Origin of the sequence: Adlercreutzia faecimuris (genome assembly GCF_022669055.1) — a bacterium.
Classification (GTDB): Bacteria; Actinomycetota; Coriobacteriia; order Coriobacteriales; family Eggerthellaceae; genus Enterorhabdus; species Enterorhabdus faecimuris.
Genome location: NZ_JAJMLW010000001.1, coordinates 1 through 25,334, shown reverse-complemented (window position 1 = coordinate 25,334; position 25,334 = coordinate 1). Strand labels below are relative to the sequence as shown.

Sequence of the window (25,334 nt, the reverse complement as noted above, 5' to 3'; positions counted from 1 at the left end):
GCCCTGATCACCCCTTGCGAACGGGGCCTTGGTGGTATACTCCAGGTTTCGATAGGATAATTGCTTCAGTCTGCTCTTTTTCGTGTGGGGAGGTGACATGCAGAACTCGTGGATCGGCATCGCGCTGATGGCCCTGGTCGTGGTCATCGGCCTGGTGGTGGGCATTCGTCTGAGCCCGCCTGGCTCCCAGCGCCGTGCCGTCATCGGATCGCTCGGCGGCGTGACCCTTGTGGTGATCCTGTTCTTTCTGGTTGCCATCGCGTTCTCGCAGCGGTGGACCGCCCCGCTGTTCGCCGTGGCCTGCATCGTCGTCCCCGTGGCCGTCTACGTGGGGATGACCGAGGCGGCTGACAAGACGCGTCGCCGCAAGCGCGCAGACGAGGCCGCCAAGGCCCGCGCTGCGGAGGAATCTGCCACGGAAGAGGCGGTCGAGCCGCTGGTCAAGCCGGTGGTCGAGCCGAAGAGGCCCACTAAGCGCACCGCCCCTAAGGCGACCAAGCCCTCGAAGCCCGCCCACGGCAAGCCCACGCCCGCCACGATATCGCTTCCCTTTGCCGACCTCACCACCACCAAGGTGGTTCCGGCGGAGAAGGTCAACATGATCGACCTGCGCCCGCTCGCCGAGGAGCAGGAGGAGCGTCGCCGCGCCCTGGAGGAGGCTGCTGCCCCGGAGGCCGCAGAGCTCGAGGCCGCGGAGGGGATCCCGTTCGTGGCCTCGCCCTTCGTGCCGGTTGATGCTGAGCCGGAGGAAGAGGAGCTCGAGCTGGCGGAGCCCGTCATCGCATTCGAGCCCGAGCCGGTGCGCGAGCCCGAGCCGGCGTTCGTCCCTACCCCCGAGCCGGAGCCCGCGATGCCTTCCGAGTCGACGTGGGAGGCATTCTCGTTCGCGCCTGAGGTGGAGCCTGCCTCTGAGCCCGAGCCGGAATTCGCGGTCGCCCGCACGCCGGAGGAGGCGCCTGCCGTGGAGCCCGCCTTCGTTTCGGAGCCCGCCGGCATCGCCGAGCCCGAGCCTATCGTGGTGCCTGAGCCTGAGCTCGCTCTGGAGCCCGAGCCGGCGTTCGTTCCCGCCCCCGAGCCGGCGTTCGTTCCCGCCCCCGAGCCGGAGCCCGTTCCCGCCCCCGAGCCGGAGCCCGCTGCGACCCCTGAGCTTGAGCCGGTCGCCGTGCCCGCGCCCGAGCCCGTGCCCATGCCCATGCCCGAGCCGGCTGCCATCGCGGTTCCCATGCCCGAGTCGGCCGTCATCGCGGCGCCCGCCGCGACCCCCGAGCCGACCCCTGCCGCGTCCTCGTCCTACGACGGCTTCTGCGCTAAGGCGCAGTCGCTGCGCGAGCGCGGCGTGTACCCCATTGCCGCGCGCCTCTTCGCAGAGGCCGCCGCCGCGGCGCCGACGCCCGAAGAGGCCCGCCGCGCCCGCTTCGACGAGCTGGCCTGCTACGTCAAGGCAGGCGATGGGGACAAGGCCCGTGCAGTCGCCGCGGAGCTGCGCCAATCGAGCGTGCTCACCCGCGTCGAGCGCATGAAGCTGGACGCAGTCGAGAGGATGGGGTAGGCCATGGCAGCCCACGCCCGCCCCGATCAGCGCGTTGACCGGCGGGCGCCCGCTCCGCGCCGCCGTCCTGAGATGCCTCCGTCCTACCGGGCCTCTTGGGCGGCGCTGCCCGTGGTGGTGCTCTGCTCCCTGGCCGTCTCGGCCTGCATGGCCTTCGGCAACCCGGTGCTGTGGATGACTAACGACCAGGCCGCCGAGGCCCTTGCCGCTGCGCCGCCGGAGGAGGCTCCCGCGCCCGCTCCCGATGCCCCGGAGGAGCCTGAGGCCCCCGAGCAGCAGATCATCGGCCAGTACCAGGCCATCTCCCAGAGCGAGGACGCGGCGCGGGCCCAGAACATCCGCCTGGCGGCCGACGCCATCGACGGCGTGGTCATCGAGCCCGGCGGCGTCTTCTCGTTCAACGAGGTGGTGGGCGACAGCTCCGCCGAGCGCGGCTACCAGGAGGCTCCCGTCATCCGCAACGGCAAGGTGGCCGTCGGCGATGGCGGCGGCATCTGCCAGGTGTCCACCGCCCTCTACATCGCGGCCGTCAAGGCCGACCTGGACATCGTCGAGCGTCATCCCCATTCCGTCGTGTCGGACTACGCGCCCATCGGCCTGGACGCCACCATCGTCTACGGCCAGATCGACCTGCGCATCCGCAACAACACCGAGCACGACATCACCATCTACGCCAAGGCCGTCGGCCAGACGGTGGACGTGACCATCGTCGGCGACCCGCTGCCCGAGGGCGTCACCGTGGATGCCACCTCGCGCGTGGTGGATCGCTATGAGAAGAAGGACGCCGAGGGCGAGCTGCGCCAGTACTACATCTCCGAGTCGTTCCGCGTGTACTACCAGGACGGCGTGCGCACCACGCGTGACCTGCTCTCAAGCGACATCTACCTGGTGGACGACTCCTCCACGGTCACCCTCGCCGAGGGAAGCGTGGAGCCCAGCAAATAGCGCTGCTTCCCTCCCCGGGCGGGCATCGTTTCGTATACAATGGGCCAAGCGCGCGAAATGCGGGCACCAACGCCGCGCCTGCGGCCACCGTCGTCCATCATTGGGAGAAAGAGCCACCATGGAAACCAACGAATCCATACTCACTCGCAGCATCGTCGGCCTGGATGACCGCAAGGTGCTCGGCAAGATGCGCGAGCTGCGCGTTGACTGCGATACCCTGGCCGTCGGCCACTACATCGTCTCCAACGCCACCACCAACACCCCGCTTGTGCTGCCCTTCGCCAACGTGATCGCCGTCGGCGACACGTTCATCACCGTCCAGTCGCGCGAGGACTTCCTGGCGGCGTCCGACCCGCAGGCCCAGGCCCTCATCGGCGACGGCTTCGCGCTCATCGGCGCCGAGGCCTACACCCGCACCGGCAACAAGCTGGGCGTCGTGGCCACCTACGCCTTCGACCCGGTGTACGGCACCGTCACCAGCCTCACCCTCGACGATGGCACGGTGTTCGCGGCTGATGCCTTCGTGTTCTTCGCCCCCGAGTTCGTCTTCGTCGACGACGGCGCCAAGACGGCTGCCGAGCTGCGCGAGAGCGGCGAGCCTGCGGCCGCGGTCGCGGCTGACGAGCCGGTGGCCGACGACGTGCTGCTGGCCGACGACGTGGCTGCCCTGGCGGTCGAGGACGAGATCGTGGAGGACTTCGCGGAGGCCGCCGTTGCGGAGGAGGCCCTCGAGCTCTCCGAGGAGGATGCGCAGCTGGTGGAATTCCTCATCGGCAAGACCCTCACTGAGGACGTGGCCAGCGCCGACGGCGTGTTCGCCGCTGCCCGCGGCGTCATTCTCACCCGCGATCTGGTCGAGCAGGCGGCTGCCCATGACGCCCTGCTGTCCCTGACCATGAGCGTGGACGAGTAGCGCGACGCCAAGGCATCGCTGATGCGAGGGGCCCGGCCGTCTGGTCGGGCCCCTCTTGCGTCTGGGGGGGCTAGGAGCGTTCCCGCAGGGCGTCGAAGAGCGCTTGGAGCTCGGGTTCGAAGGCGCTGCCCTTCAGGCGGATGAAGGCGATGTCGTGCTGGATGGGCGGGCCGGCCAGGGGCACCTCCTTGAGCGAGCCCTCCTGCAGCTCGCGCTGCACGGCGGCCTCGTAAAGGAACGCCACGCCCAGGTCGTGGGCGACCATCACCTTGATGACGCCCAGGCTCTCGGCGATGAGCGTGTCGGCGAACCCCTCGATGGAGAGGTTGCGCGCGGCCAGGGCGTGGTCGAGCACGGCGCGGGTGCCCGAGCCCGGCTCGCGGGTGACGAGGCGCTCGCCCAGCAGGTCCTCCACTGTCTGCGGCTCCCGGGCGAACCGGTGGCCGGCGGCGCAGACGCAGATGAGCCGCTCGGTGCGGAATACGTCCCACTCATACGCGCTCTTGTCGAAGAGGCCCTCCACAAAGGCGCAGTCCACCGTGCCGGCGTCGAGCAGCTCGATGAGACGGCGCGTGCCGCCCGAGCGCACGGTGGCGCGGATGTCGGGCCGCGCGGCCAGGTACTCCGCCAGGGGGGCGGCGGCCAGATACTCGCCAGCCGTGAGCGTCATCCCGATGCTCAGCTCCACGGCCGAGCCCGACGCCAAGGCGCTCACGCGCTCGCGGAGCATGGACTCGTCGTGGGCCATGGTGGAGAGCGCGTCACGCAGCACGAGGCCGGCCTTCGTCAGCTCGAGCTTCTTGCGCCGATAGGTGAACAGGTCGGCGCCGTATTCCTTCTCGAGGTAGGCGATGTGCTGGGAGACGGCGGGCTGGGTGATGTGGAGCTCCTCGGCGGCGCGCGTGTAGTTGAGGGTGCGGCACACCGTGAGGAAGGTCCTTACGCGGAAGTCCTGCACGGGCGCCTCCCTTCTCGTTCTCCTGGCCGTCGTCACCGTATCATAAAACTATCTTATCGATAGATAAAAACTCATTAGTTTTCATTTGGTATACTGGATGGCAGAATGACTTCACCACGCTCCTGCGCGCCGCTGCGTCCTCCACCGGCGGCGCGTGGTCTGAACGCTTGTCTATACCCGTATGAAAGGCGGCCAATGCGCGAGCTGATAAAGAAGGTCCCCATCCCCACGGCGGGCGTGGCCCTTGGCCTGGCGGCCCTGGGCAACCTGCTCCAGCCCTACACCGAGATTGCCCATGGCGTGTGCGGCCTGCTGGCCCTGGCCCTGGTGAGCCTGCTGGCGGCGAAGATCGTGCTGTTTCCCTCGATGATCCGCGATGACCTGCACAACTCCATCCTGGCCAGCGTGTCGGCCACCCTGTTCATGGCCCTCATGCAGCTGGCGGGCTACCTGGCGCCCGTGGCCATCGTTCCCGCCTTCGGGCTGTGGATCTGCGCGGTGGCGGCGCACCTGTCTCTCATGGTGTGGTTCAGCTTCCGCTTCATTCGCCGCTTCAAGCTGCATGAGGTGTTTCCCACCTACTTCATCTGCTACGTGGGCATCATCGTGGCGTCGGTCACCTCTCCGGCGTTCAGCATGGAGTCGCTGGGCTACGGCCTGTTCTGGCTGGGCTTTGCCTGCTATGCCGTGCTGCTGGCTGTGGTCACCCTTCGCTACCTGCGCCATGAGATCCCCGAGCCTGCTCGTCCGCTGTTCTGCATTTACGCGGCGCCGATGAGCCTGTCGCTCGTGGGCTACCTGTCCACCTCGCCCAACCCCAACCCGGTGTTCGTGGGCGTGCTCATGGTGCTGGCCCAGGCGCTGTTCGCGATGGTGCTGACGCGCCTGCCCAAGCTGGTGGCCCTCAAGTTCTACCCCAGCTTCGCGGCGATGACGTTCCCCTTCGTCATCTCGGCCACGGCGCTCTCCAAGGGCGTGGCCTTCCTGACCGGCGCTGGCGTGGCGCTGCCCTTCCCCGAGGCGCTTCAGGTGCTCATCGGCCTGGAGACGGCGTTCGCGGCTATCATGGTGCTGTTCGTGCTCGGCCACTACGTGCGCTTCTTCTACGAGCGCGTGGAACATCCGCAGGCTGCTGCCGTGGTGCAGGAGTCGCAGATGAACGCCCGCTTCGCCGAGAACTTCGAGAACTAATCCCGAGGGCGGGATCCCCCGCTCCTGCCCGCTGTCATAGGAGGCGGCCCGCGAACCTGCTCGCGGGCCGCCTCGCGTTTGTTGGTACAATGGCCCGACGAACCCCTTCGCGAAGGAGCCCCCATGAACTTCCACAACGCCCGCTTCCTGGCCGCCTACGGCACCTCAGCGCAGCTGCCGCCCTCCAACGGCCCCGAGGTCTCCTTCGCCGGCCGCTCCAACGTGGGCAAGTCGTCGCTGCTCAACAAGCTCATGTACCGCAAGGGCCTGGCGAAGGTGTCGTCCACGCCGGGCAAGACCGCCACCATCAACTTCTACGACGTGGACGGCGCCGACCTGGTCGATCTGCCCGGCTACGGCTACGCGAAGGTCTCCAAGTCCGAGAAGGGGCGCTGGTCTGAGCTGATCGACGGCTACTTCAACCAGGAGCGCGCCTTCGCCTTGGTGGTCTCGCTCATCGACATCCGCCACGAGCCCTCGGCGCTCGACCGCGGCATGGTGGGCTTCTTGAAGGAGGCCGAGCTCCCCTTCGCCATCGCGCTCACCAAGGCGGACAAGCTCTCGAAGCAGCAGGCGGCCAAGCAGCGCGCTGTCATCGTGAAGGCGCTCGACCTGCCGAAGGGGACGCCGGTGGTGGTCACCTCTGCCGAGAAGGGCGGCGGCATCGAGGAGCTGCGCGCCCTCATTTCCCGGGCAGTCGGCGAGTAGGCGAAGCGCGGCGCCCGGCTACCTGACCTGCCGTGAAAAGGGTACGGGGGGGGGTATGCGCTTTTCAGTGCCGCTGGGCAGCAAAGGGCCGTAGGAAAGTGCATTTTAGAACTTGATTGTTACATCCAAAACCAGGTCTCGCACTCATTTTCTCGTGCTTGGCTACAATAGAGGACAGCGCGTCGAATAAGACGGGGGAATCGGGGCCCTCGGCGGCGACACAATCGGGAGAACCTGCGGGGAGAGCCTTCGTACCCCAAGGGATGTCGCACCAGGAGTAGCAACGTATGAACACGGTAAGCGTCTTGGTCGTCGATGACGACAGAGAGCAAGCGCATGCGCTCGAGCGCATGCTTGAGCAGTATCCTACCCATAAGACCTTCGAGGTGGAGATCTGTACCAGCCTCACCGCTCTTGACGAGCGTCTGCGCCGCGGCTTCTCTCCGGACATCGTGTTCATGGACGTCGTGCTCGAGGATTCCGCCGGATCTGCTGGCAACGGCATCACCGCCGTGCAGAAGCTGCTTCAGCAGTGCCCCGGCGTCCAGGTCATCTACGTCACGGGCCACGTCGAGTATTGCACGCGGGTCTACCGCACGAGCCACGTCTACTTCCTCACCAAGCCCCTCCAGCCCGAGGACTTCACCGATGCGCTCGACAAGGCCATCGAGAACCTGGAGGAGCGCATCGCGCGTCCCTTCGGCGTGAAGGTGGGCGGCCGCATCATGCGCGTACTGCCGGCTGACATCGAGTTCGTGGAGAGCGACCGGCGCAAGGTGCGCATCCACCTGGCCGACCAGGTGATCGAGGCCTACGAGTCCCTGGGCGGCATCTCCCGCAAGCTGCCCGGCACCTTCGTGCAGTGCCACAAGAGCTTCCTCGTCAACATGGAGAAGATCGCCGAGATGCGCAGCGACCAGATCGACCTGCTCTCCGGCGCCACCATTCCCATCAGCCAGAAGCGCTCGCGCCCTACGCGCGAGGCCTTCATGGACTTCCTGAAGGAAAGGCTGTAGGCTAGGGGCATCGTCCCTCCGTCGAGCGAGCGTATGCCAGAGAACCTCATCAACTTCCTCACCGGTCTGCCCTGTCAGCTGGTGCTGATCTATGCCGCCACGCGCCTGCTGGACATCCCGCGCAAGGGCTGGTACTGGCTGGTAAGCCTGCTTGTCGTGCTGCCGTTCCTCGTGGCCCAGGATGTTCTGAGGCAGCCGGCGCGGATGCTGCTGGGCACGGCGGGGATGATGGTTCCCTGGCTTGTGTTCGCCCGCGATCCGCTGCCGCGTCGCCTGTTCGTCTCCGTGCTCATCATGCTGGTCGTCGTCATCGCCGAGATACCGCCCACGTTCCTGTGGAGCCACGTCATCGGGTCCGACCTGGCCGTGAAGCCCGCAGCAGGCGTGAACCTCGACTTCTTCATCGCCTCGCACCTGCTGCACTTGGTGGTGCTCATGGGGCTGCTCGTGGTCTTGGAGGCCGTGGAGCGCTGGCTGCGATCCACCAGCACGCGCAACGGCATCGCGCAGTTCATCGGGTTCATCGTGGTGCAGTACCTGCTCATCGCGTTCAGCGTGGGCATCATGGAGGTCACCGGCGACGTGAGCCGTCCCATCGTGCTGGGCAACCTGATCGTGGCGGCGGCGTGCGTGGTGGCCGACGCGTTCCTCTTCCCGCTCATGGAGCGCTACAACCTGAAGGTGCGTGAGGACGAGCGCGCCCAGGTGCTCGCCCTTGAGCTGTCGCACTACCTGGCGCGCTATCGTGAGGTCGAGCGCGAGGTAAGCGCTGTCGCTCGCGTGCGGCATGATCTGAGGAACCAGGCGAACGTGGCGCTCATGCTCATCGCGCAGGGTGCCGTGGACAAGGCGCATGCCTTCGTGTGCGAGCTGCTGGGGCGCGTGGTGGAGATCGTTGGGCTGGAGGGAGAGGCGGCTGCCGACGCGGAGGGTGTGCTGGCCGTGGAAGCGCGGGGCGCCGAGGATGTGGGCACCGGCACGGCGGCGCGGCGTGCCGGTGGGGATGCGGACGATGGCCCGGCAGCCTCTGCCTTGGACGACGTGTCGTGGCGCCGCAAGCCGGCCCGCCCGACGGCGGCCGTGCTGCGCACGCCGCGCCGGCGCGCGCTCATCTCGCTCGTGTTCCCGCTCAGCCAGCTGGTCGTGCTCTCGTTCCTCGTGTGGTACGCGGTGGCCTATCAGCCGCCGCTGTGGGTGCTTGTGGCCGTGGGGGTGGTCGCGGCGCTGTGCATCGTCGCCGACGTCATGCTGTTCCGGGCCCTGTCCGCCATCGACGAGTCCGAGCTGGCGGCCGAGCGCGTGCGCCTGCTGGAGGAGCAGCGCGAGCTGCAGCGCGTGTACTACGAACGCCTGCGCAGCGGCCTGGAGGAGGCGCGCGGCATGCGCGAGGACATCGTGGCCGTGCTGTGCGACCTGGAGCGGCTGCTTGCGGAGGGCCGGGCGGACGAGGCGGCTGAGCGGATCCGGCGCGCTGCGGACAACATGGACTCCGCCGACGAGTACTGCTGCGAGAACCGCGCGGTGGGCGCGCTCATGGCCATGAAGCTGCGCGCCTGCGCGGACGCGGACATCCCCGTGGACTGCCAGATCGTCGTCCCCGAGGATCTGGCCATCTTGGACGTGGACCTGTGCGCCGTGTTCTCCAACCTCATGGACAACGCCATCCGCAGCTGCCGCGTCGTGGAGGGGCCGTGCCGGCGCATCACCATCAAGGCGTGCCTGGTGTCGGGCGTTCTCATGGTCGACCTGCTGAACGGCCGGGTCGCGGAGGGGGAGGGCGACGCCTCCGCCGAGGAGCTCCGCCCCCGCGTGGCCTTCGCCGACCGCGAGCTGCCCGTGGCGTCCCACGGCTGGGGCCTCCAGATCCTGCGAAGCCTGGCCTGCCGCTACGGCGGATCGTTCAAGGCCGAGGCTGAGGGCGACTGCTGGTTCCGCACCACCGTCATGCTCATCAACGAGCGACCCGCGAAAAACCCGCCTGGGGGGGGGCGCTCAGCGAAGGTTCCGCTGGCGAGGGCCGCGGCGCTTCGTAGGCGCGCCGAGGACTCTGCTGGCCGAGACGGGCATCGGGCCTGATGATTGGGCCGAACCGGCGGCATGGGGTTCTGCGAGCCGCGCCGCCCGGCGTCGGCGGGCTTGCGTCCGGCGTCTGGCGGTGCCCGGGCGCCCCGTTCCTTCCCCGCCTCATCTCCCCAGCGCCGCGCGATAGCCCTATAATGGGAAGCTGCTGAAAAACGGGCGTCCGCGTCGGCGCGGGTGCCCGCATCCGTGATCGCGAGGAGCCCCATGAAGCCTTATAACCCCCACGAGATAGAGCCGCGCCTCCAAGCCCAATGGGAGGCCGATGACGCCTACGCCGTCGTCGAGGACTCGCCCCGTCCGAAGAAGTACGTGCTCGAGATGTTCCCGTACCCCTCGGGCGACATCCACATGGGCCACGTGAGCAACTACACCTACGGCGATGTGGTGGCGCGCTACTCCACGATGCGCGGCTTCGACGTGCTGCATCCCATGGGCTGGGATGCCTTCGGCCTGCCGGCTGAGAACGCAGCCATCAAGCACCACAGCCATCCGGCCACATGGACGTATCAGAACATCGACACCCAGCGCGCCAGCTTCAAGCGCATGGGCTTCTCCTACGACTGGGACCGCACCGTGGTGGCGTGCGACCCCGAGTACTACCGCTGGGGCCAGTGGATCTTCCTGAAGTTCTGGGAGCGCGGCCTGGTGGAGCGTCGCAACAGCCCGGTCAACTGGTGTCCTGATTGTGGGACAGTCCTTGCCAACGAGCAGGTCATCGAGGGGCGCTGCTGGAGATGCGACTCCGAGGTGGAGAAGCGCGACCTCACCCAGTGGTACTACAAGATCACCGACTACGCCCAGGAGCTGCTGGACGACCTGGATCAGCTGGAGGGCTGGCCGGAGCGCGTGAAGCAGCAGCAGGCCAACTGGATCGGCCGCTCCGAGGGCGCCAACGTCGACTTCATCCTGTGCGACGCCGAGGGCAACGCGCCGGCCGAGCCGGGCGCCGACGACATCATCACCGTGTTCACCACGCGTGCCGACACGCTGTTCGGCTGCAGCTTCTTCGTGCTGGCCCCCGAGTACGCCGGGCTTGACGCGCTCGTGGCCGGCACCGACTACGAGGCCCCCGTGCGCGAGCTCGTGGAGGCGTCGAAGAAGGTGAGCGCCGTGGAGCGCGCCATGGGCGACCGCGAGAAGCACGGCGTGTTCACCGGCCGCTACGTGGTGAACCCCATCAACGGCGAGAAGGTGCCCGTCTGGGTGGCCGACTACGTGGTGGCCGACTACGGCACCGGCGCCGTCATGGCCGTGCCCTGCGGCGACCAGCGCGACTTCGAGTTCGCGCGCAAGTACGACCTGCCCATCGTCCCCATCATCCTGGGCGAGGACGACCCGCTGTACCCGCAGCTCAAGGACGAGCAGGGCCGCGTGGTGACCGAGGTGGACTGGGACAAGGCCTACGCCGCCGAGGGCATCCTCGTGCAGTCGGGCCCCTACACGGGCCTGGCGGGCGGCAAGCACTCCCCGGGCGAGGAGGCCGTGGTGGCCGCCCTCGAGGAGATGGGCCGCGGCAAGCGCACCGTGGAGTTCCGCCTGCGCGACTGGCTCATCTCGCGCCAGCGCTACTGGGGCAACCCCATCCCCGCCGTGCACTGCCCCGACTGCGGCGTGGTGCCCGTGCCCGAGGACCAGCTGCCGGTGCGCCTGCCCGAGGACATCGACCTGGCCGCCGGCGAGACGCTCGCCACCCACGAGGGCTTCGTGAACACCACGTGCCCCGTCTGCGGCGGCCCGGCCAAGCGCGAGACCGACACCATGGACACCTTCACGTGCTCCAGCTGGTACTACATGCGCTACACCGACCCGCACAACGACCAGGCTCCCTTCGACCCGGCCAGGGCCAACGCCTGGATGCCCGTCGACCAGTACATCGGCGGCATCGAGCACGCCATCCTGCACCTGCTCTACAGCCGCTTCTTCACCAAGGTGCTGCGCGACTGCGGCATGCTCGACTTCGACGAGCCGTTCACCAACCTGCTGTGCCAGGGCATGGTGCTCGACGCCAACGGCGAGGTCATGAGCAAGTCCAAGGGCAACGTGGTGTCGCCCGAGGAGATGGTCCGCGACTACGGCGCCGACTCGGTGCGCGCGGCCATGCTGTTCATGGGCCCGCCCGACAAGGAGAAGCTGTGGAACGAGGACGGCCTGGCCGGCATGGCCAAGTTCCTCAGCCGCCTGTGGCGCCAGGTGAACGACCTGGCCGGCGTCGCGGGGGAGGAGTCGCTGTTCGAGGCCGCGCCCGACCCCGAGGCTGCCGTGAAGGTGGCCCAGAAGCTCGTGCGCGAGCGCCATCGCGTGGTGGGGAAGGTGAGCGACGACTTCGACCGCAACAACTTCAACACCGCCATCGCCGCCATCATGGAGCTGTCCAACGCGACGGGCGAGTACCTGCGCGCGTTCTCGCCCGAGGCGCGCGCCGCGTGTCCGGACCACCAGGCGCTCGACGCCGAGGTGGCCGAGGTGCTCGTGAAGCTGATGGCCCCCATCGCCCCGCACTGGGCCGATGAGCTGTGGCAGACGGTGCTCGGGCATCCCGGCTCGTCGGTGCACGCGCAGCCGTGGCCCGCGTTCGACCCCGAGGCCGCCAAGGCCGACGAGGCGGAGCTTGCCGTCCAGGTGAACGGCAAGGTGAAGGCCAAGGTCACCGTGGCCGCCGACGCGTCCGAGGAGGCCGTGCGCGCCGCCGCCCTGGCCGCCGTGAGCCGCGTGCTGGAAGGCAGGGACGTGAAGAAGGTCGTCGTCGTGCCCGGCCGCCTGGTCAACATCGTGGCGAAGTAGCCGATCGGCCAGAATACGGAAATCGAGGGGCCGCCCGCGGGCGGCCCCTCGTCCGTCTTGGGGCGGCGGCCCGCCCGCGGGCGGGCCGCCGGTTGGACTCCCTAGTCCTTCTTGCGGTTGCGGATAAGCAGCGCGCAGACGCCGCCCGCGATGGCGATGGGCACGCAGAACACGAGCGAGGCCGTGTTCCACCCGAGCGACACGGCCAGGGTGCCGAACGCCGCGGAGCCGATGAGGCCGCCGAGGTTCTGGAAGAAGGCCACCACGGCCATGCCGAGCCCGACCTTCGCCGGGTCCTTGGCGTACAGGGGCACGCTCGAGAACACGCCGGTGGAACAGCAGGCGGAGAACAGGCTCATGGCGATCACGAACACCCAGACGAGCGTCATGCTGTCGCCGAAGGCGAACGTCAGCAGGATGGCGGCGCCGAACAGGCCGAAGACGATGAAGCCCTTGTGGATGTTGCGCTTGTCGGCGACGATGCCCGAAATGGGGCCGAGGGCCAGCACCAGGATGTTGGTGATGCTCGACACGGTGCCCGAGAGCTGGTTGTCGAGCTGGTGGACGTCAGCCAGGTACGACGGGTAGAAGCCGCCGATGGCGCCGGCGTTGAAGACGTTCCAGCACCCGAAGGCCAGGGCGATCATGACGATGCTGAAGAAGTCGGGCTTGAGCTTGAGCGGCGCGGCGCCCTCGCCCCCGGCGCGCTCGGCGTCGTCGCCCTCCTGCGGCGGCGTGGCGTACACCGCTATGATGAACACGAGCGCGACGACGGCGAGGATGGCGGAGAGCCACCAGTTCGCCCGCCAGGTGTGGCTGATCGAGTAGACGAACGGCGTCACGTTGAACGCCAGCACCACGCCGGCGGGGAACCAGACGCTCCAGATGCCCATGGCCAGGCCCTGCTTGCGGGCCGGGATGATGGAGGCGACGGCGGCGGGGCCGACTACCGAGATGAGGCCCATGCCGATGCCCTCGACGAAGCGCGTCGCCAGCATGACGGTGGCGTTGGGGGCCACGGCGCCGCCGGCTGCGCCGACGATGAGGCTGACGGCGGTTATGATGAGGCTCTTCTTCGCCCCCAGCTTGGCCAGGATGCCCCCGGCGGGAAAGGCCAGCACCGCGCCGATCAGGGTGAACATGGACATGACCCAGCCGATGTTGGACTCGGTGAAGCCCAGCTCGGCGGTGAACTCGGTGGTGAACATCGTGGGGGCCTTGAACATGCCGAAGGAAGTCAGGATCCCCAGGAAGAACACTGAGCAGAAGATCACCCATCGCCTGCTCATGGAAAACTGCGCGCTAGATGAACTAGTCATAAGTACCCCTTACTATCCCCTGCGAAGGCAGTGAGTTTCAGCGGGCAGGATTTCAGCGGGGGGCAGGGCGCCTGTGGCGGGGCGCGCCGGCCGTTCTGTGACTTGGCACCGTCAGACTAGCAGGGGCGCCCGCCGTCCCACATCCCCACGGAAGTCTGATATTGGCGGAAAACTCCCCGGTAGACGCCGGATTACCGCGTCTCATCCCCCAAGGCTCGCGCCCTTCGGCCCTCCGACCGGGCGTCCTCCTCGGCATCCAGGAGATCGAGGAGCTCCTGAAGCGAGTGGATGCCCATCTTCCGGTAGATGTTGTAGATGTGCGTCTTCACGGTGTGGTTGGAGATGAACAGCGCGTTCTGGATGAACTCGGCGTTGCGTCCCTTCGACAGCAGCGCGAACACCTCGGCCTCGCGCGGGGTGAGGCAGAAGCGCTGGCAGAGAACGTCCGAGGCGCTCTCCTCGGGCTCGAGGCACTCCTCGGGCGATTCCTCGGCGAGGGGGCCGCAGGACGTCTCGAGGGAACGCGGCTTGTAGCGGTCGGCCTCCCACGGGGGGCGCTCGGTGGTGAAGAAGAGCGTGATGACGATGAGCACGAAGATGGCCGCGTAGGAGATGAGGAACGGGAACACGGGGCTGTTCTCATAGGCGGACCAGAGCGCGCTGCCGGATATCACCCCGATCGCGAACATGGCGTACTCAAGCGCCTGGTTGGCGCCGAGCGCCCGAGTCAGGTTCAGGTCGAAGGTGCGCACGAGGTCGATGACGAAGATGAGCGTCAGCGCGAAGTAGAAGATGAATCCCGTCATGATGAGGACGGCGGCCACCTGGGAGAGGAAGCCGGCGCAGAAGGGCAGCGCCATCATGCCGCCGAGGAAGAGCAGCGTGGCCGTGTTGACGATGGGGCTGAGGTTGGGGAGGAGCGTCGAGCGGGCATACAGGGCGAAGATGACCGCGCCGGCGAGCGCCGCGCCCAGGATGGTGGGCGGGTCGGCGATGCCCAGCAGCGTCTTGCTGGGCGAGTGGCAGCCCTGGGCCATGCCGAAGAACAGCGCCATCGCCATGAGCTGGGCCGTCGTCTTCGCGTAGGGCCGCCGCGCGCTCTCCCAGTCGGGGACGCCGGCCCCCAGGGGATCGTTCTTGCGCAGGGGGATGCCCCGGGCGGCCGTCACCAGCAAGGTCCCCGAGAGGACGGGCAGCGCGATCAGCACGAGGGCCGACGCCTCGAAGGCCAGATAATGGGAGAAGAAGCAGATGAGCGCCGCTATGATGGCGGAGGCCCCGAGGCTCTGCCCCGAGTAGTTCTCCGACGTCTCGGAGTAGAAGCGCAGCCAGAGCAGCGTGAGGACGGCCTCCGCCGCCCCGATGAGGACCACGGCCACCATGATCCAGGCCATGTTGAGGGCAGAGCCCGCCACCAGCGCGATGTTCCCCGCGGTGCCCACGGCTATGGCGGCGTAGGCGACGGCGCTCGAGCGGGCGGTCACGCCCTGCGGGAGGTTCGAGAGGAGGCGGCCCCCCAGCGCGAAGGCGAGCCCGAGCGACGCGTTGAGGATCACCTGGCGCGCCAAGAGGAACTCCGAGGGAGCGAAGCCCTCGGCGAGGGGGAGCGGCTGGTACAAGATGATGAAGTGCCATCCGAGGAGCACTCCGAAGCCGACGAGGCTCAGGGTGGGGCTGAAGAGCCGTCCTGGGCGCTCGCTGCTCGCGACAGCGGAATCGTTCATCTGCCAAACCCCTTCCCCCATCAAGGTTCCCCCCAGAACCTCCTTGCCGAATCACCAGTTCAAATCAGGTTTTTTCTGCGTTCTATTACTCCGGGTCTGAGGGGTTTCCACGGTCGGTGATCTGGTTTCGCCGAGGAAATCAGACACCCCACGCGATTACCCTGAGGGCCCGAGGGCACTAGAGTACTGGGTAGCTTCGACTTGGCAAGAAGCTGAACGTGCAAAGCAGGATGACAACGGGGATTTTATCGAAGGACAGGAGGAGCGCAAGTACTTTTCGTGGCTAATTCCAGAAAGTGGTAGATCGATCACGAAGGAAAGAGGAGCGAGAATGGCAAACGACGTGAAAACTGTCTACAAGTCGCTCGGCTTGTGCGGATTTGGCTTGGGGTCCAACTCCGCGGCGGTGGACGTGAAGGACGGGAAGATCCTCCGCATCCGCCCGATGCACTACGACGACGCCTACGACATCGAGGACATGAGGCCCTGGCGCATCGAGGTCAACGGCGCGGTGCTGGAGCCCAAGGACAAGACGATGCCCACGCCTCTCCAGTACGCCTACAAGAAGCGCGTGTACTCCAAGAACCGCATCCCCTACCCCCTGAAGCGCGTCGACTGGGATCCGAACGGCGACCGTCACCCGGAGACCCGCGGCATCTCCAAGTACGAGCGCATCAGCTGGGACGAGGCCACCGACATCATCGCCTCCGAGCTCAAGCGCATCCACGCGCAGTACGGTCCTTTGGCCGTGCTCGCCCAGGTGGACGGCCACGGCGAGTCCAAGATCATCCACGCGGCCCACGGCTGCCCGGGCAAGCTGCTCGACCTGATGGGCGGCTACACCCTGCAGGCGCGCCAGCCTGACAGCTGGGAGGGCTGGACCTGGGGCGCCAAGCACATCTGGGGCATGGATCCCGTGGGCAAGCAGGGCAACGTCCAGAACCTGTTCCAGGACATCGCCGAGAACGGCGACGCGGTGCTGTACTGGGGCGCCGACCCCGAGACCACTCCCTGGGGCTGGGGCGGCATGCAGCCCGGCCGCCTCGTGCGCTGGCTCCATGACGTGGGCCTGAAGTCCATCTTCATCTCCCCGGACCTCAACTACACCGGCGCCGCCCACGAAGGCAAATGGATTCCCATCCTCCCCAACACCGATGCCGCGCTGCACTGCGCCATCGCCTACGTGTGGATCAAGGAGGACACCTACGACAAGGACTACCTCGCCACGCACTCCGTGGGATTCGAGGACTTCAAGAACTACATCATGGGCGGCGAGGACGGCGTCCCGAAGACGCCGAAGTGGGCTGCCCCCATCACCGGCATCACCGAGCGCCAGATCAAGGCGCTGGCGCGCTACTGGGCCAAGCACGTGGTCTCCATCGCGCACTGCGCGGGCGGCGGCCTCATCCGCGCGGCCTACTCAAGCGAGCCGGCTCGCCTCGAGGTGGCGCTGCTGGCCATGCAGGGCCTCGGCAAGCCCGGCGCCGGCCAGATCAACTTCATGGACTGGGGCCTGTTCGGCATCGACGAGATCTACCCGCTGCCCCGCTCCGCCTGCCAGCCCGACCTGTCCTCCATCTACAACGGCTGGGCCATGCTCACCTACCCGGTGAACTTCATCCCCAAGACCCTCATTCCCCAGGCCATCATGAACCCGCCCGTCAAGTGGCGCGGCGGCCACGTCATCGCCGGCCTCCCCGCCGAGGACCAGGTGGTGGAGTGGGACTTCCCGCATGACGGCGACTACGAGCTCCACATGATCTGGACCGACAGCCCCTGCTGGCAGACCTGCTGGAACGGCGGCTACGAGATGCAGCGCGCCCTGCAGCATCCCAACCTCGAGTTCATCCTGGCCCAGCATCCGTGGCTGGAGAACGACTGCCTGTTCGCCGACATCATCCTGCCCACCACCACCAAGCTGGAGGTGCGCGACATCTCCGCCGACCTGTTCAGCGGCCAGTACAACATGCTCATGCACGAGGAGCAGGCCATCCCGCACGTCGGCGAGTCGCTGTCGGACTTCGAGGCCGTGGGCGAGGTCGCCAAGAAGCTCGGCCTGTACGAGGAGTACGTGGGCGGCACCGAGGACGAGCTCATCAGGAAGGGCTTCGACAACTCGGGCGTCCAGGACATGGTGTCCTACGAGGAGTTCATGGAGAAGGGCTACTACGTGGTCCCCACCGCCGAGGACTGGGAGGACGACCCGCGCGGCATGCGCCCGTTCTACGACGACCCGCAGGCCAACCCGCTGCTGACCCCCACGGGCCTCATCGAGTTCAAGTCGACGCTGCTCGAGCAGTTCTTCCCGGATGACGAGGAGCGCCCGCCGGTACCGCACTTCGTTCCCTACGGCGAGTCCCACTCCGAGAGCCTGCTGCACCCGCGCGCCGAGGAGTACCCGTTCCTGCTCGTCACCAACCACCCGCGTTGGCGCGTGCACGCGCAGAACGACGACAACACCTGGTGCCGCGAGATCGAGACCTGCAAGGTCAAGGGTCCGGATGGCTATATGTACGAGCCCATCTGGGTGAACCCGAAGGATGCGGTCGTCCTGGGGCTCAAGGACGGCGACATCGTGAAGATGTACAACGAGCGCGGCGCGGTGCTCGGCGGCATCCGCCTCTCCGAGCGCGTCATCCCGCACGCCATCTACCAGGATCACGGCGCGCGCGTCGACACCATCGTGCTGGGCGAGCTTGACCGCGCCGGCGCCAACAACCTCATCTGCCCGTCTAACACCACTTCCAAGAACGCACCCGGCGAGGTCACCAACAGCTTCCTGGTGAATCTCGAGAAGGTGGACGTGTTCGAGCTCGCCAGGCAGTATCCGGAGGCCTTCGACCACGCCTACGAGGCTGAGACCGGCCAGATCGCCATCGACAAGATCGTGGAAGGAGCCTAAGAGCATGAAGACTTTCATCATTGACATCGACCGCTGCATCGGCTGCCGCAGCTGCCAGCTGGTCTGCAAGGACGAGCACTGCGACAACGACTGGATGCCCTACGCCGCCCCGCAGCCCGATACCGGCCAGTTCTGGATGAACGTGAAGGAGAAGGAGCGCGGCCAGACCCCGAAGGTGCGCGTGACCTACACGCCCGTGCCCTGCCAGCACTGCGAGGACGCCCCCTGCATGAAGGCGGCCAAGGACGGCGCGGTGTACCGGCGCGACGACGGCCTGGTCATCATCGACCCGGCCAAGGCCAAGGACCAGCGCGCCATCATGGAGGCGTGCCCCTACGGCGTGGTGTACTGGAACGAGGCGCTCTCCATCCCGCAGAAGTGCACCGGCTGCGCGCACCTGCTCGACGACGGCTGGAAGGTCCCGCGCTGCGTCGACGCCTGCGCCCACGACGCGCTGCGCTTCGGCGACGAGGAGGACTTCGCCGACATCCTCGACCAGTGCGAGGAGCTCAAGCCCCAGGCTGGCACCCGTCCGCGCGTGCGCTACCTGAACCTGCCCAAGCGCTTCCTGGCGGGCGAGGTGGCCGATCTTGAGGCCGAGGAGGTGCTAATCGGCGCCAAGGTGGTGCTGACCAACCTCGAGACCGGCGAGCAGCTGACCACCGAGACCGATGAGTTCGGCGACTTCTGGTTCAAGCAGATCGCCGCGGCCGACTACGCGCTGGACGTGACCTACGACGGCTACCTGCCGCGCCACGTGGAGGACTTCATCTCCACCAAGGAGAAGGACCTCAACGTCGACACCATCGCGCTCTATCGCGCCTAGCGTGACGGAGCATGGGCGCCGGGCGCAGGGGAGGGACGACTCCCCGCGCCGGGCGCCCGCATTCCCGAGAAAGGGGTTGGGAGCATGAAGATCGCACCTCATCACATCGGCGCCTACTGCAACGACATCGAGGAGTCCATCGACTTCTACGTTGACGTGCTGGGATTTCGCCACCTCTTCTCCACCGAGACCATGGAGGGCGACAAGCCGCTCAAGATGGCGTGGGTGAAGAGCGATGACGGCGTCGTCATCGAGCTGCTGGAGCAGGAGGACAAGGCCACCGTGGCGGCGGCTCGGGCCTGCCTGAACCACTTTGCCGTGCGCGTGCCGGACATGGACGAGATCGTGGCCCGGCTCAACGAGCGGGGCGTGGCCATCGAGGCGGGGCCCTTCGACGCCCTGTGCCCCTTCGACCGCCCGCTGGGCGAGGCCGACTCCGACGTGTTCACCGTCTACGGCGACGGCGGCGCCAAGCTGAAGATCATGTTCTTCCGCGGCCCCGGCGGCGAGCGCATCGAGGCCGTGCAGGACAACATCGGGGCGCTGTAGCGCGCTTCTGTGTCCTTCATCTGAAGCCCTTTTGGAGGCCCCTGCCTGGCGCGGGGGCCTTCTGCTATGATCGTCGGGCCTTATGCGCCGCCCCTGCGGCAGCGCGATCCCGCCCCAATCCGCAAGAGGAAGTGCCGCCGCCCATGTCTCGCCGCTCAAAAGGACCCGTGCGCAGCCTTGTCGGGCTCGTCCTCAAGGTGGCGATCGGATGCCTGCTGGCGGTGATCGTGGTCGTGGGCGGGACGAACCTCATCACCGTGGCGACCACGCGGGACAACGTGCACACCGTCTCCGACCTGGCCGATTTCGACGCCGATGCCGTGGTGGTACTGGGTGCGTCGGTCAAGCCCGACGGGACGCCGAGCGACATGCTGCGCGACCGGCTGGATACGGCCGTGTCGCTCTATCGCGCGGGAGCCGCCGGCGCCATCATCGTGAGCGGCGACAACCGCACGAGCCATTACAACGAGTCCGCGGCCATGAAGGCCTACTGCGTGTCGCTCGGCGTGCCCAGCGAGGACGTCTACGAGGATCATGCCGGCTACTCCACCTACGAGTCGATGTACCGGGCGCGCCACGTATTCGGCGCCGAGCGCGTCATCGTCACCACGCAGGCGTACCATCTCTACCGCGCCATGTTCGCCGCTCAGGGGCTGGGGATGGAGACGCGCGGCGTGGCCAGCGACCACGGCGCCTACGACAACCAGCGCGCCTACAGCATCCGCGAGGCCGTGGCGCGCACCAAGGACTTCTTCAACACGGTTCTCCAGGCTCCCGTGGAGTCTGCCGCCGAGACCGGGCCCGTCAGCCTGGCTGACTCGGGGGATCTGACGTAGGACGCCCGCCGCGGCGCGCGGTCGCAGGCGCTCGGGACGAGTGGCGGGCGGTCGCGGTGCGGGGCCGCGGACGGGGCCGCGCCGAGGGCGGGCGGGTTTTGCGGGAGGCGCCGCGGCATCTGCTTGGCATCGTCTGCGCCAAGCGCGCCTTTTCCCTCCTCACCATGACAAACTGCCCGTGTGGACGCCATGAATAACCGCAGCGGCGCCCATCCGTTGCCTTATACTGAAAGGCTGTACGCTGCCGGGCGCGGCGTGCGTCGTTGGTGGAGCCTCCGCCCGTCGGAGCCGAAGGCAAGGTTGGACTCATGACCCTGATGGATTTGCTGAAGCTGCTGAAGCGCAACTGGAAGATGGTCGTCGCGCTGCCGGTCGCGTGCATGCTGGTGTGCGCGGCGGTGCTGACTATCATGCCGAAGACGTACTCCGCCACGGCGAGCGTGGCGGTGTCGGGCGAGCCGGGCGGTATCGGCGGCATCGCCGAGGGGCTGGCGAAGGAGAAGAGCTCGGGCAAGCTCGAGGTCACCGCCAAGGCCAACACCACCAACAAGACCGTCGCCATCACGGCGGAGGACGTGAACGGCCAGAGCTGCGTCAACACGGTCAACGAGGTGGCCGGCAACTTGAAGACGCAGGCGGCGACGCTCTTCCCCAACGTGCAGGTGCAGGTCACCAACGCGTCGGCGGCAGCGGATGTGTCGCCGAGCCTGGTCAAGTACTCGGCCGTCGCCTTCCTGGCCGGCCTGTTCGTGGCGGTGTGCATCGTCGTGCTGCTGGACATGCGCCGCGCGCCCGTGCACAGCGCCGAGGAGGTTGAGGAGGGGCTCAAGATCCGCCAGCTGGGCGACCTGCCGTTCCCCACGCCCGAGCATGCGCGCGAGGCGCTGCTGGCCAACGTGAGGTTCGCGGGCGAGGGCGAGCGCGCGCTGTGCGTCGTGCCGGTGGGCGACACGCGCAACTCGGTGCTCACGTGCCTTGAGCTGGCCCAGGCGGCCAGCCAGGCGAAGGTGAAGACGCTGCTCATCGAGGGGGACCTGGCCGAGGGCGCGCTCGACGCCATGCGTGGCGACCAGGGCGGACGCCGCGCCGCCGGCCTGGCGGACGTCGTGTCGAAGCGGGCCCAGCTGGACAAGTGCGTCGTTCCCTTCGCGCCGTCGGTGGACTACCTGCCGGCGGGCAGCCCGCTCGTGAACCCGGTGACCATGCTGGGGTCGTCGGCCTTCGAGAAGTTCGTCAACGAGGCCAAGGAGCACTACAGCCTGGTGGTGGTGAACACGTCCGAGCCGACGCGGCATGCGGACTTCGCCTACATCGCGCATGCGGTGGGCAATACCGTGCTGGCCCTGGCCGAGTTCGAGACGCCCACGGCCGAGCTGGCCGAGGTGGCCAACCAGCTGGACATCGCGTCGGCCAAGGTGATGGGCTTCGTCATGGTGGAGCCCCCGACGTCTGCCGGCACCCGCGCCGGCCGCGGCAGCCGCAGCGCCCGCGCCCGCAAGACCAGCGAGTCCAAGACCTCCATGGAGCGCCTCAAAGCCGCCACCCCCAAGCGCTCCCGCCGGTAGGAGAGCGCAGAAGCCCGCAACTTCCTGGAAGCTGCGTTTGTATACAAATACGTATACAAACGCAGCTTTATATTCGAAAGTGATTGGAGTTAATTTTCCATTCATACTGCGATTGTATACAAAATCGTATACAATCGCAGTATGAATAACTCATCGTGGAAAGAAGAGCTTCAAAGTCTCGCCGCCTCCCAATGGGGGCTCTTCACGGCCGCCCAAGCGCGGGAGCTTGGCATCCAGCGAAATCAAGTAGCCCGCCTCGCAAAGCGCGGGCTAGTCGAATCGGTTGACTACGGAGTCTATCGATTCTCGTCTGGCTACGAGGCGAGCCATACTGACTTGAAGGCCGCATGGCTGTCGCTTTACCCGAAGAAGACCGCGTACGAGAGAATGACCGAGCAACCACTCGATGCGGTGGTGCGGGGGCGTACGGCGGCATTTCTCCATGATCTGGGCGATTTCTATCCGACGCCGTTCTCGTTTGCGGTCAGCAAGCGGCGGCAGACGCGCAGGGATAACATCCACTGCCTCCTCGAAGAGGTGGATCCGCAGGATATCGTTTTCGTCGACTCGCTGCCGGTAACGTCAGTGGAAAAGACTATCGCCGACCTGATCCGAGAGGGGGAGGATCCGACCCTTCTCGGGCAGGTGGCGAAAGATGCTGTTCGAAGCAGGCATGAATTTAATGTTGAAAGGCTCGCCCATTTGCTCGAGTCTCTACTTACCGAGGGCAATGATGCAGATGATTTTGCCCGGACGCTCCTCAGGGGAAGCGCGTTCGAAGCCCAACGTGAGAACTTCTTGGGAGCACTGTCCTTTCTAGACTGGATGAAGGGAAAAGAGGGGTTAGGCGAGGACGCGCTGGAGCTCTATCTAACAGGCAAATCTCTCCTTGACGCGGCGGATCGTAGCCGAAACATCATTCTCCCTCGCTACTCGAAGAACCGTATGGAGGAGCTGGACGAGAGGGCTGTGGATGACAAATAGCAGATACAAGACGCCCGATGCGATGGAGATGGCGGTGAAGGCTGCCGCCAAGGCATCTTCCCAAGACACCAACCAAGCTCTTCTCGATTACTATCATGACCGCTTTCTTTCGCGCATCTTCAGCGAGGATGATCCGCGCTTCATTCTCAAGGGCGGCCGAGGGATGCTCGCTCGGTTGGTAGATGTTCGGCGGACGAGAGACACGGACATTTTCTATTCTGGCGACGACATTGGGGAGGCTGTCGACGAGCTCGTTAGGCTGGGCGGTAAGGAGCTGGGCGATTTCCTGACTTATCGGCTGGAGTCCATTGAGGTGATCGTGGAGGAACAGGGCTATCGGAGTGGGAAGCGCCTCCGTTTTACTCCTGTTCTGGGTGGAACAAAGGAGATACGCCCGCACGTGGTCATCGATCTTGTGGTGGATCCTGCGGTAGTCATCTGCCCCGATGTGGTGGATCCTGTGAACAGTCTTGCCGTTAAGGGGATCGATACGCCACGCTATCTGGTATTTCCCGTTGTGAACTCCATTGCCGACAAAGTGGTTGCCACGATGCTTCCCTATCCGAATGGCTCGCGATCGAGTCGCGTGAAGGATCTTGTGGATCTGGTCAGATACATTCTTAGCGAAGAGCTGATCGGCGATCGTCTGCACGAGGCGGTGCGTTCTGAGTTTTGCCTGCGGGGAGCTGCGATACCGGAGGCGTTCTCTATTCCCGATTCATGGGGTAGGGAGCTGCTTAAGGGCTATCAGAAGCTGGCGAAGGAGGCGCGCCTGCCCAAGGCGTGCTTTGATGTCGAGTATGCGAGAGGCATGGTGGCTCGCTGCCTTGATCCCGCCCTATCGGGGGATTGCGTCGGGCGCGTCTGGAGCCCGGAGCGGTTGCGCTGGGAGTAGCGTTTGTCCCTGCCGGCGTTTGGCGGGGGTAGGCGGGCGTCGGGGGCCCTGCGGGGCGCGGCCTTTTTCGTTGCGCAGTAAAGTCGACGTTTACCTGGGGATACGCCGGGGCGTCTGGTTGTGCGCATTCTGTGGCGGCGTCATCACAGGGCTTCCACAACTTTGTCGGCGAGTGGCATCTATATGGCCTGGTCAATCACCTGTTTTCACCTGTCGTTCCCGAAAAGCCGTAAGAGGTGCGCACGAAGCCGCGTTTCGCCCCGCGACGGGCGCTCCTGCCCACCGCACCTAGGGCGACGTGTTATCATTGTTTGCGTATTGGACGCCTGCCAGCAGTAGATTGCGCTTCAACGCAGCCGGCTTGCAAGCGCCCGGTTCATCGGGAGGCATGACGTCCCGCAGGGGGCGGGTGGCACGGTGGGAGCAAGTCTTGCGCCGCGCTTCCAAATGCCATCCCGGACATAGCTCGAAGGAGCGGAGACGACGCCACGCGCGCGCTTCGTAAGATCGGGCGGATGAAGAGCGCTTATTTCTTCTTGCGTGAGCAAGGGGCGAAGCCATGGCCGGGCGCGCAGGCGTCTACGCGCTGGCAGCGGGGGAGCGTGATGCGCTCCCTTGCCGTCGGCGTGCCGGCTGGGAGCCGCGGGGCCGTCGTCCCGGGGCGACGCCTACCCTCATGCCGCGCGAAGGACGTGATTGATGTGTGGTATGTCGTGCAGGTGGCCGCCGGCCGCGAGACCAACGCCGAGGCGATGATCCGGCGCTTCGTCGACGACGGGGTGCTCCAGGAGTGCTTCGTGCCCCGCTACGAGCTGATGAAGAGCTTTCGCGGGGAATGGCGCCTGTGCACCGCCAAGCTGTTCCCGGGTTACGTGATAGTGGTGACCAATGACATCGACGCGCTGGAGGCCGAGCTGCGTAAGGTGCCGGCCTTCACCAAGCTTCTGGCCAGCGGCGATGCGTTCCTGCCGCTCTCGCCCGAGGAGATCGACTGGATCGCCGCCTTCACCGAGCACGGCGACCGCGTGATCGAGATGTCCGAGGGCATCATCGAGGGCGACCAAGTCCGCATCACCAAGGGCCCGCTGCGCCATCACGAGGCCTGGATCAAGAAGATCAACCGCCATAAGCGCTTAGCGTATCTGGAAATCGAGATGTTCGGCAGAACGTTAGAGGCAAAAGTAGGACTGGGGATTGTCAAAAAAACCAGCTGACAAGGGAATAGGGAAGGATCTTGGCGCCTAGCACCGCCATGGCAGCCGATCCGGAAGACTTGCTCGACGTCGCCGCCGTTACGGGGGCGTCCGAGAGCGTCGCCCCCGCGCGCCCCAGGCGGCGCATGCAGTCGAGCCCGTCGCAGTCGGGCGCGATGCTGCTCACCTTCGACGACCTGGCCGAGTACGTCGAGGAGGAGCGGGCCGAGGCGGCCGGCGGGGCCAACAACCCGCGCCTGCGCGCCCGGGCCGCCGGCGCCGCGCGCCCCGCGGGCGCCGCGACGGTGCCGCCCCGGGCGCGCCGCTACGCCGTGCGCGAGCTCGCCGGCTACGAGGCCCCCGAGGCCCCCGACCCCGCCGTCGCCGACGCCGCCGCG

General features: G+C 66.7%; 20 protein-coding genes. 17 read left to right on the top strand and 3 right to left on the bottom strand.

The window, feature by feature from the left end; genetic code table 11:
- Positions 1 to 97: 97 nt before the first annotated feature.
- The 3 genes from LPT13_RS00100 (at position 98) to LPT13_RS00090 (ending at position 3,407) form a co-directional block, all read left to right on the top strand.
- Positions 98 to 1,549, top strand: coding sequence for a hypothetical protein (locus LPT13_RS00100; RefSeq protein WP_242164291.1), 1,452 nt, complete (start codon positions 98 to 100; stop codon positions 1,547 to 1,549).
- 3 nt (positions 1,550 to 1,552) lie between these two features.
- Positions 1,553 to 2,494, top strand: coding sequence for a VanW family protein (locus tag LPT13_RS00095; RefSeq protein WP_242162313.1), 942 nt, complete (start codon positions 1,553 to 1,555; stop codon positions 2,492 to 2,494).
- 118 nt (positions 2,495 to 2,612) lie between these two features.
- Positions 2,613 to 3,407 (top strand): hypothetical protein, encoded by a 795-nt coding sequence (locus LPT13_RS00090; protein ID WP_242162312.1) that lies wholly within the window; start codon positions 2,613 to 2,615, stop codon positions 3,405 to 3,407.
- Between the two features lie 70 nt (positions 3,408 to 3,477).
- Here the strand turns inward: LPT13_RS00090 and LPT13_RS00085 are convergent, their stop codons facing one another.
- Positions 3,478 to 4,365 (bottom strand): LysR family transcriptional regulator, encoded by an 888-nt coding sequence (locus tag LPT13_RS00085; RefSeq protein WP_242162311.1) that lies wholly within the window; start codon positions 4,363 to 4,365, stop codon positions 3,478 to 3,480.
- Between the two features lie 195 nt (positions 4,366 to 4,560).
- Between LPT13_RS00085 and LPT13_RS00080 the strand changes: the two genes are divergently transcribed.
- From LPT13_RS00080 to leuS, 5 genes are all read left to right on the top strand, one after another.
- On the top strand, positions 4,561 to 5,556 hold the full coding sequence (locus tag LPT13_RS00080; protein WP_242162310.1) for a TDT family transporter: 996 nt from the start codon (positions 4,561 to 4,563) through the stop codon (positions 5,554 to 5,556).
- Positions 5,557 to 5,679: 123 nt separating this feature from the next.
- On the top strand, positions 5,680 to 6,264 hold the full coding sequence (gene yihA, locus LPT13_RS00075; RefSeq protein WP_242162309.1) for a ribosome biogenesis GTP-binding protein YihA/YsxC: 585 nt from the start codon (positions 5,680 to 5,682) through the stop codon (positions 6,262 to 6,264).
- Positions 6,265 to 6,551: 287 nt separating this feature from the next.
- Positions 6,552 to 7,280, top strand: a complete 729-nt coding sequence (locus LPT13_RS00070) for a LytR/AlgR family response regulator transcription factor (RefSeq protein ID WP_242162308.1) — start codon at positions 6,552 to 6,554, stop codon at positions 7,278 to 7,280.
- Positions 7,281 to 7,313: 33 nt separating this feature from the next.
- Positions 7,314 to 9,356, top strand: coding sequence for a GHKL domain-containing protein (locus LPT13_RS00065; protein WP_242162307.1), 2,043 nt, complete (start codon positions 7,314 to 7,316; stop codon positions 9,354 to 9,356).
- A 210-nt stretch (positions 9,357 to 9,566) separates the two neighbouring features.
- Positions 9,567 to 12,143, top strand: a complete 2,577-nt coding sequence (gene leuS, locus LPT13_RS00060) for a leucine--tRNA ligase (RefSeq protein ID WP_242162306.1) — start codon at positions 9,567 to 9,569, stop codon at positions 12,141 to 12,143.
- A 101-nt stretch (positions 12,144 to 12,244) separates the two neighbouring features.
- Here the strand turns inward: leuS and LPT13_RS00055 are convergent, their stop codons facing one another.
- Positions 12,245 to 13,417: an MFS transporter gene (locus LPT13_RS00055; protein WP_242162305.1), complete on the bottom strand. Its 1,173-nt coding sequence runs from the start codon at positions 13,415 to 13,417 to the stop codon at positions 12,245 to 12,247.
- 236 nt (positions 13,418 to 13,653) lie between these two features.
- Positions 13,654 to 15,186, bottom strand: a complete 1,533-nt coding sequence (locus tag LPT13_RS00050) for a helix-turn-helix transcriptional regulator (RefSeq protein WP_242162304.1) — start codon at positions 15,184 to 15,186, stop codon at positions 13,654 to 13,656.
- A 331-nt stretch (positions 15,187 to 15,517) separates the two neighbouring features.
- On the opposite strand from LPT13_RS00050, the gene LPT13_RS00045 reads away from it, so the two are divergent.
- From LPT13_RS00045 to LPT13_RS00005, 9 genes are all read left to right on the top strand, one after another.
- Complete coding sequence (locus tag LPT13_RS00045) at positions 15,518 to 18,088, top strand: molybdopterin-dependent oxidoreductase (RefSeq protein ID WP_242162303.1); 2,571 nt, start codon at positions 15,518 to 15,520, stop codon at positions 18,086 to 18,088.
- Positions 18,089 to 18,092: 4 nt separating this feature from the next.
- A complete protein-coding gene (locus LPT13_RS00040; RefSeq protein ID WP_242162302.1) occupies positions 18,093 to 18,914 on the top strand; it encodes a 4Fe-4S dicluster domain-containing protein in 822 nt (273 codons plus the stop codon).
- An 84-nt stretch (positions 18,915 to 18,998) separates the two neighbouring features.
- Positions 18,999 to 19,463: a VOC family protein gene (locus LPT13_RS00035; RefSeq protein ID WP_242162301.1), complete on the top strand. Its 465-nt coding sequence runs from the start codon at positions 18,999 to 19,001 to the stop codon at positions 19,461 to 19,463.
- A 167-nt stretch (positions 19,464 to 19,630) separates the two neighbouring features.
- The gene (locus tag LPT13_RS00030) at positions 19,631 to 20,299 is read left to right on the top strand and encodes a SanA/YdcF family protein (RefSeq protein WP_242162300.1); all 669 of its coding nucleotides are present in this window, start codon (positions 19,631 to 19,633) and stop codon (positions 20,297 to 20,299) included.
- A gap of 308 nt (positions 20,300 to 20,607) precedes the next feature.
- On the top strand, positions 20,608 to 21,864 hold the full coding sequence (locus LPT13_RS00025; RefSeq protein WP_242162299.1) for a Wzz/FepE/Etk N-terminal domain-containing protein: 1,257 nt from the start codon (positions 20,608 to 20,610) through the stop codon (positions 21,862 to 21,864).
- 141 nt (positions 21,865 to 22,005) lie between these two features.
- Complete coding sequence (locus LPT13_RS00020; RefSeq protein WP_242162298.1) at positions 22,006 to 22,848, top strand: type IV toxin-antitoxin system AbiEi family antitoxin domain-containing protein; 843 nt, start codon at positions 22,006 to 22,008, stop codon at positions 22,846 to 22,848.
- The gene (locus LPT13_RS00015; protein WP_242162297.1) at positions 22,838 to 23,743 is read left to right on the top strand and encodes a nucleotidyl transferase AbiEii/AbiGii toxin family protein; all 906 of its coding nucleotides are present in this window, start codon (positions 22,838 to 22,840) and stop codon (positions 23,741 to 23,743) included. The genes LPT13_RS00020 and LPT13_RS00015 overlap by 11 nt, the downstream gene beginning before the upstream one ends.
- A gap of 701 nt (positions 23,744 to 24,444) precedes the next feature.
- Entirely contained in the window at positions 24,445 to 24,957 is a 513-nt protein-coding gene (gene loaP, locus LPT13_RS00010) for an antiterminator LoaP (RefSeq protein ID WP_242162296.1), read from the top strand.
- Positions 24,958 to 24,977: 20 nt separating this feature from the next.
- The coding region (locus tag LPT13_RS00005; RefSeq protein WP_242162295.1) for a hypothetical protein at positions 24,978 to 25,334 on the top strand (357 nt) is incomplete at its 3' end.

What these genes read in the sequence shown, in the direction of transcription:
- LPT13_RS00100 (WP_242164291.1), top strand. Translation starts at nt 98, where the DNA reads ATGCAGAACTCGTGGATCGGCATCGCGCTGATGGCCCTGGTCGTGGTC.
- LPT13_RS00095 (WP_242162313.1), top strand. Translation starts at nt 1,553, where the DNA reads ATGGCAGCCCACGCCCGCCCCGATCAGCGCGTTGACCGGCGGGCGCCC.
- LPT13_RS00090 (WP_242162312.1), top strand. Translation starts at nt 2,613, where the DNA reads ATGGAAACCAACGAATCCATACTCACTCGCAGCATCGTCGGCCTGGAT.
- LPT13_RS00080 (WP_242162310.1), top strand. Translation starts at nt 4,561, where the DNA reads ATGCGCGAGCTGATAAAGAAGGTCCCCATCCCCACGGCGGGCGTGGCC.
- yihA (WP_242162309.1), top strand. Translation starts at nt 5,680, where the DNA reads ATGAACTTCCACAACGCCCGCTTCCTGGCCGCCTACGGCACCTCAGCG.
- LPT13_RS00070 (WP_242162308.1), top strand. Translation starts at nt 6,552, where the DNA reads ATGAACACGGTAAGCGTCTTGGTCGTCGATGACGACAGAGAGCAAGCG.
- LPT13_RS00065 (WP_242162307.1), top strand. Translation starts at nt 7,314, where the DNA reads ATGCCAGAGAACCTCATCAACTTCCTCACCGGTCTGCCCTGTCAGCTG.
- leuS (WP_242162306.1), top strand. Translation starts at nt 9,567, where the DNA reads ATGAAGCCTTATAACCCCCACGAGATAGAGCCGCGCCTCCAAGCCCAA.
- LPT13_RS00050 (WP_242162304.1), bottom strand. Translation starts at nt 15,186, where the DNA reads ATGAACGATTCCGCTGTCGCGAGCAGCGAGCGCCCAGGACGGCTCTTC.
- LPT13_RS00045 (WP_242162303.1), top strand. Translation starts at nt 15,518, where the DNA reads ATGGCAAACGACGTGAAAACTGTCTACAAGTCGCTCGGCTTGTGCGGA.
- LPT13_RS00040 (WP_242162302.1), top strand. Translation starts at nt 18,093, where the DNA reads ATGAAGACTTTCATCATTGACATCGACCGCTGCATCGGCTGCCGCAGC.
- LPT13_RS00035 (WP_242162301.1), top strand. Translation starts at nt 18,999, where the DNA reads ATGAAGATCGCACCTCATCACATCGGCGCCTACTGCAACGACATCGAG.
- LPT13_RS00025 (WP_242162299.1), top strand. Translation starts at nt 20,608, where the DNA reads ATGACCCTGATGGATTTGCTGAAGCTGCTGAAGCGCAACTGGAAGATG.
- LPT13_RS00020 (WP_242162298.1), top strand. Translation starts at nt 22,006, where the DNA reads ATGAATAACTCATCGTGGAAAGAAGAGCTTCAAAGTCTCGCCGCCTCC.
- LPT13_RS00015 (WP_242162297.1), top strand. Translation starts at nt 22,838, where the DNA reads ATGACAAATAGCAGATACAAGACGCCCGATGCGATGGAGATGGCGGTG.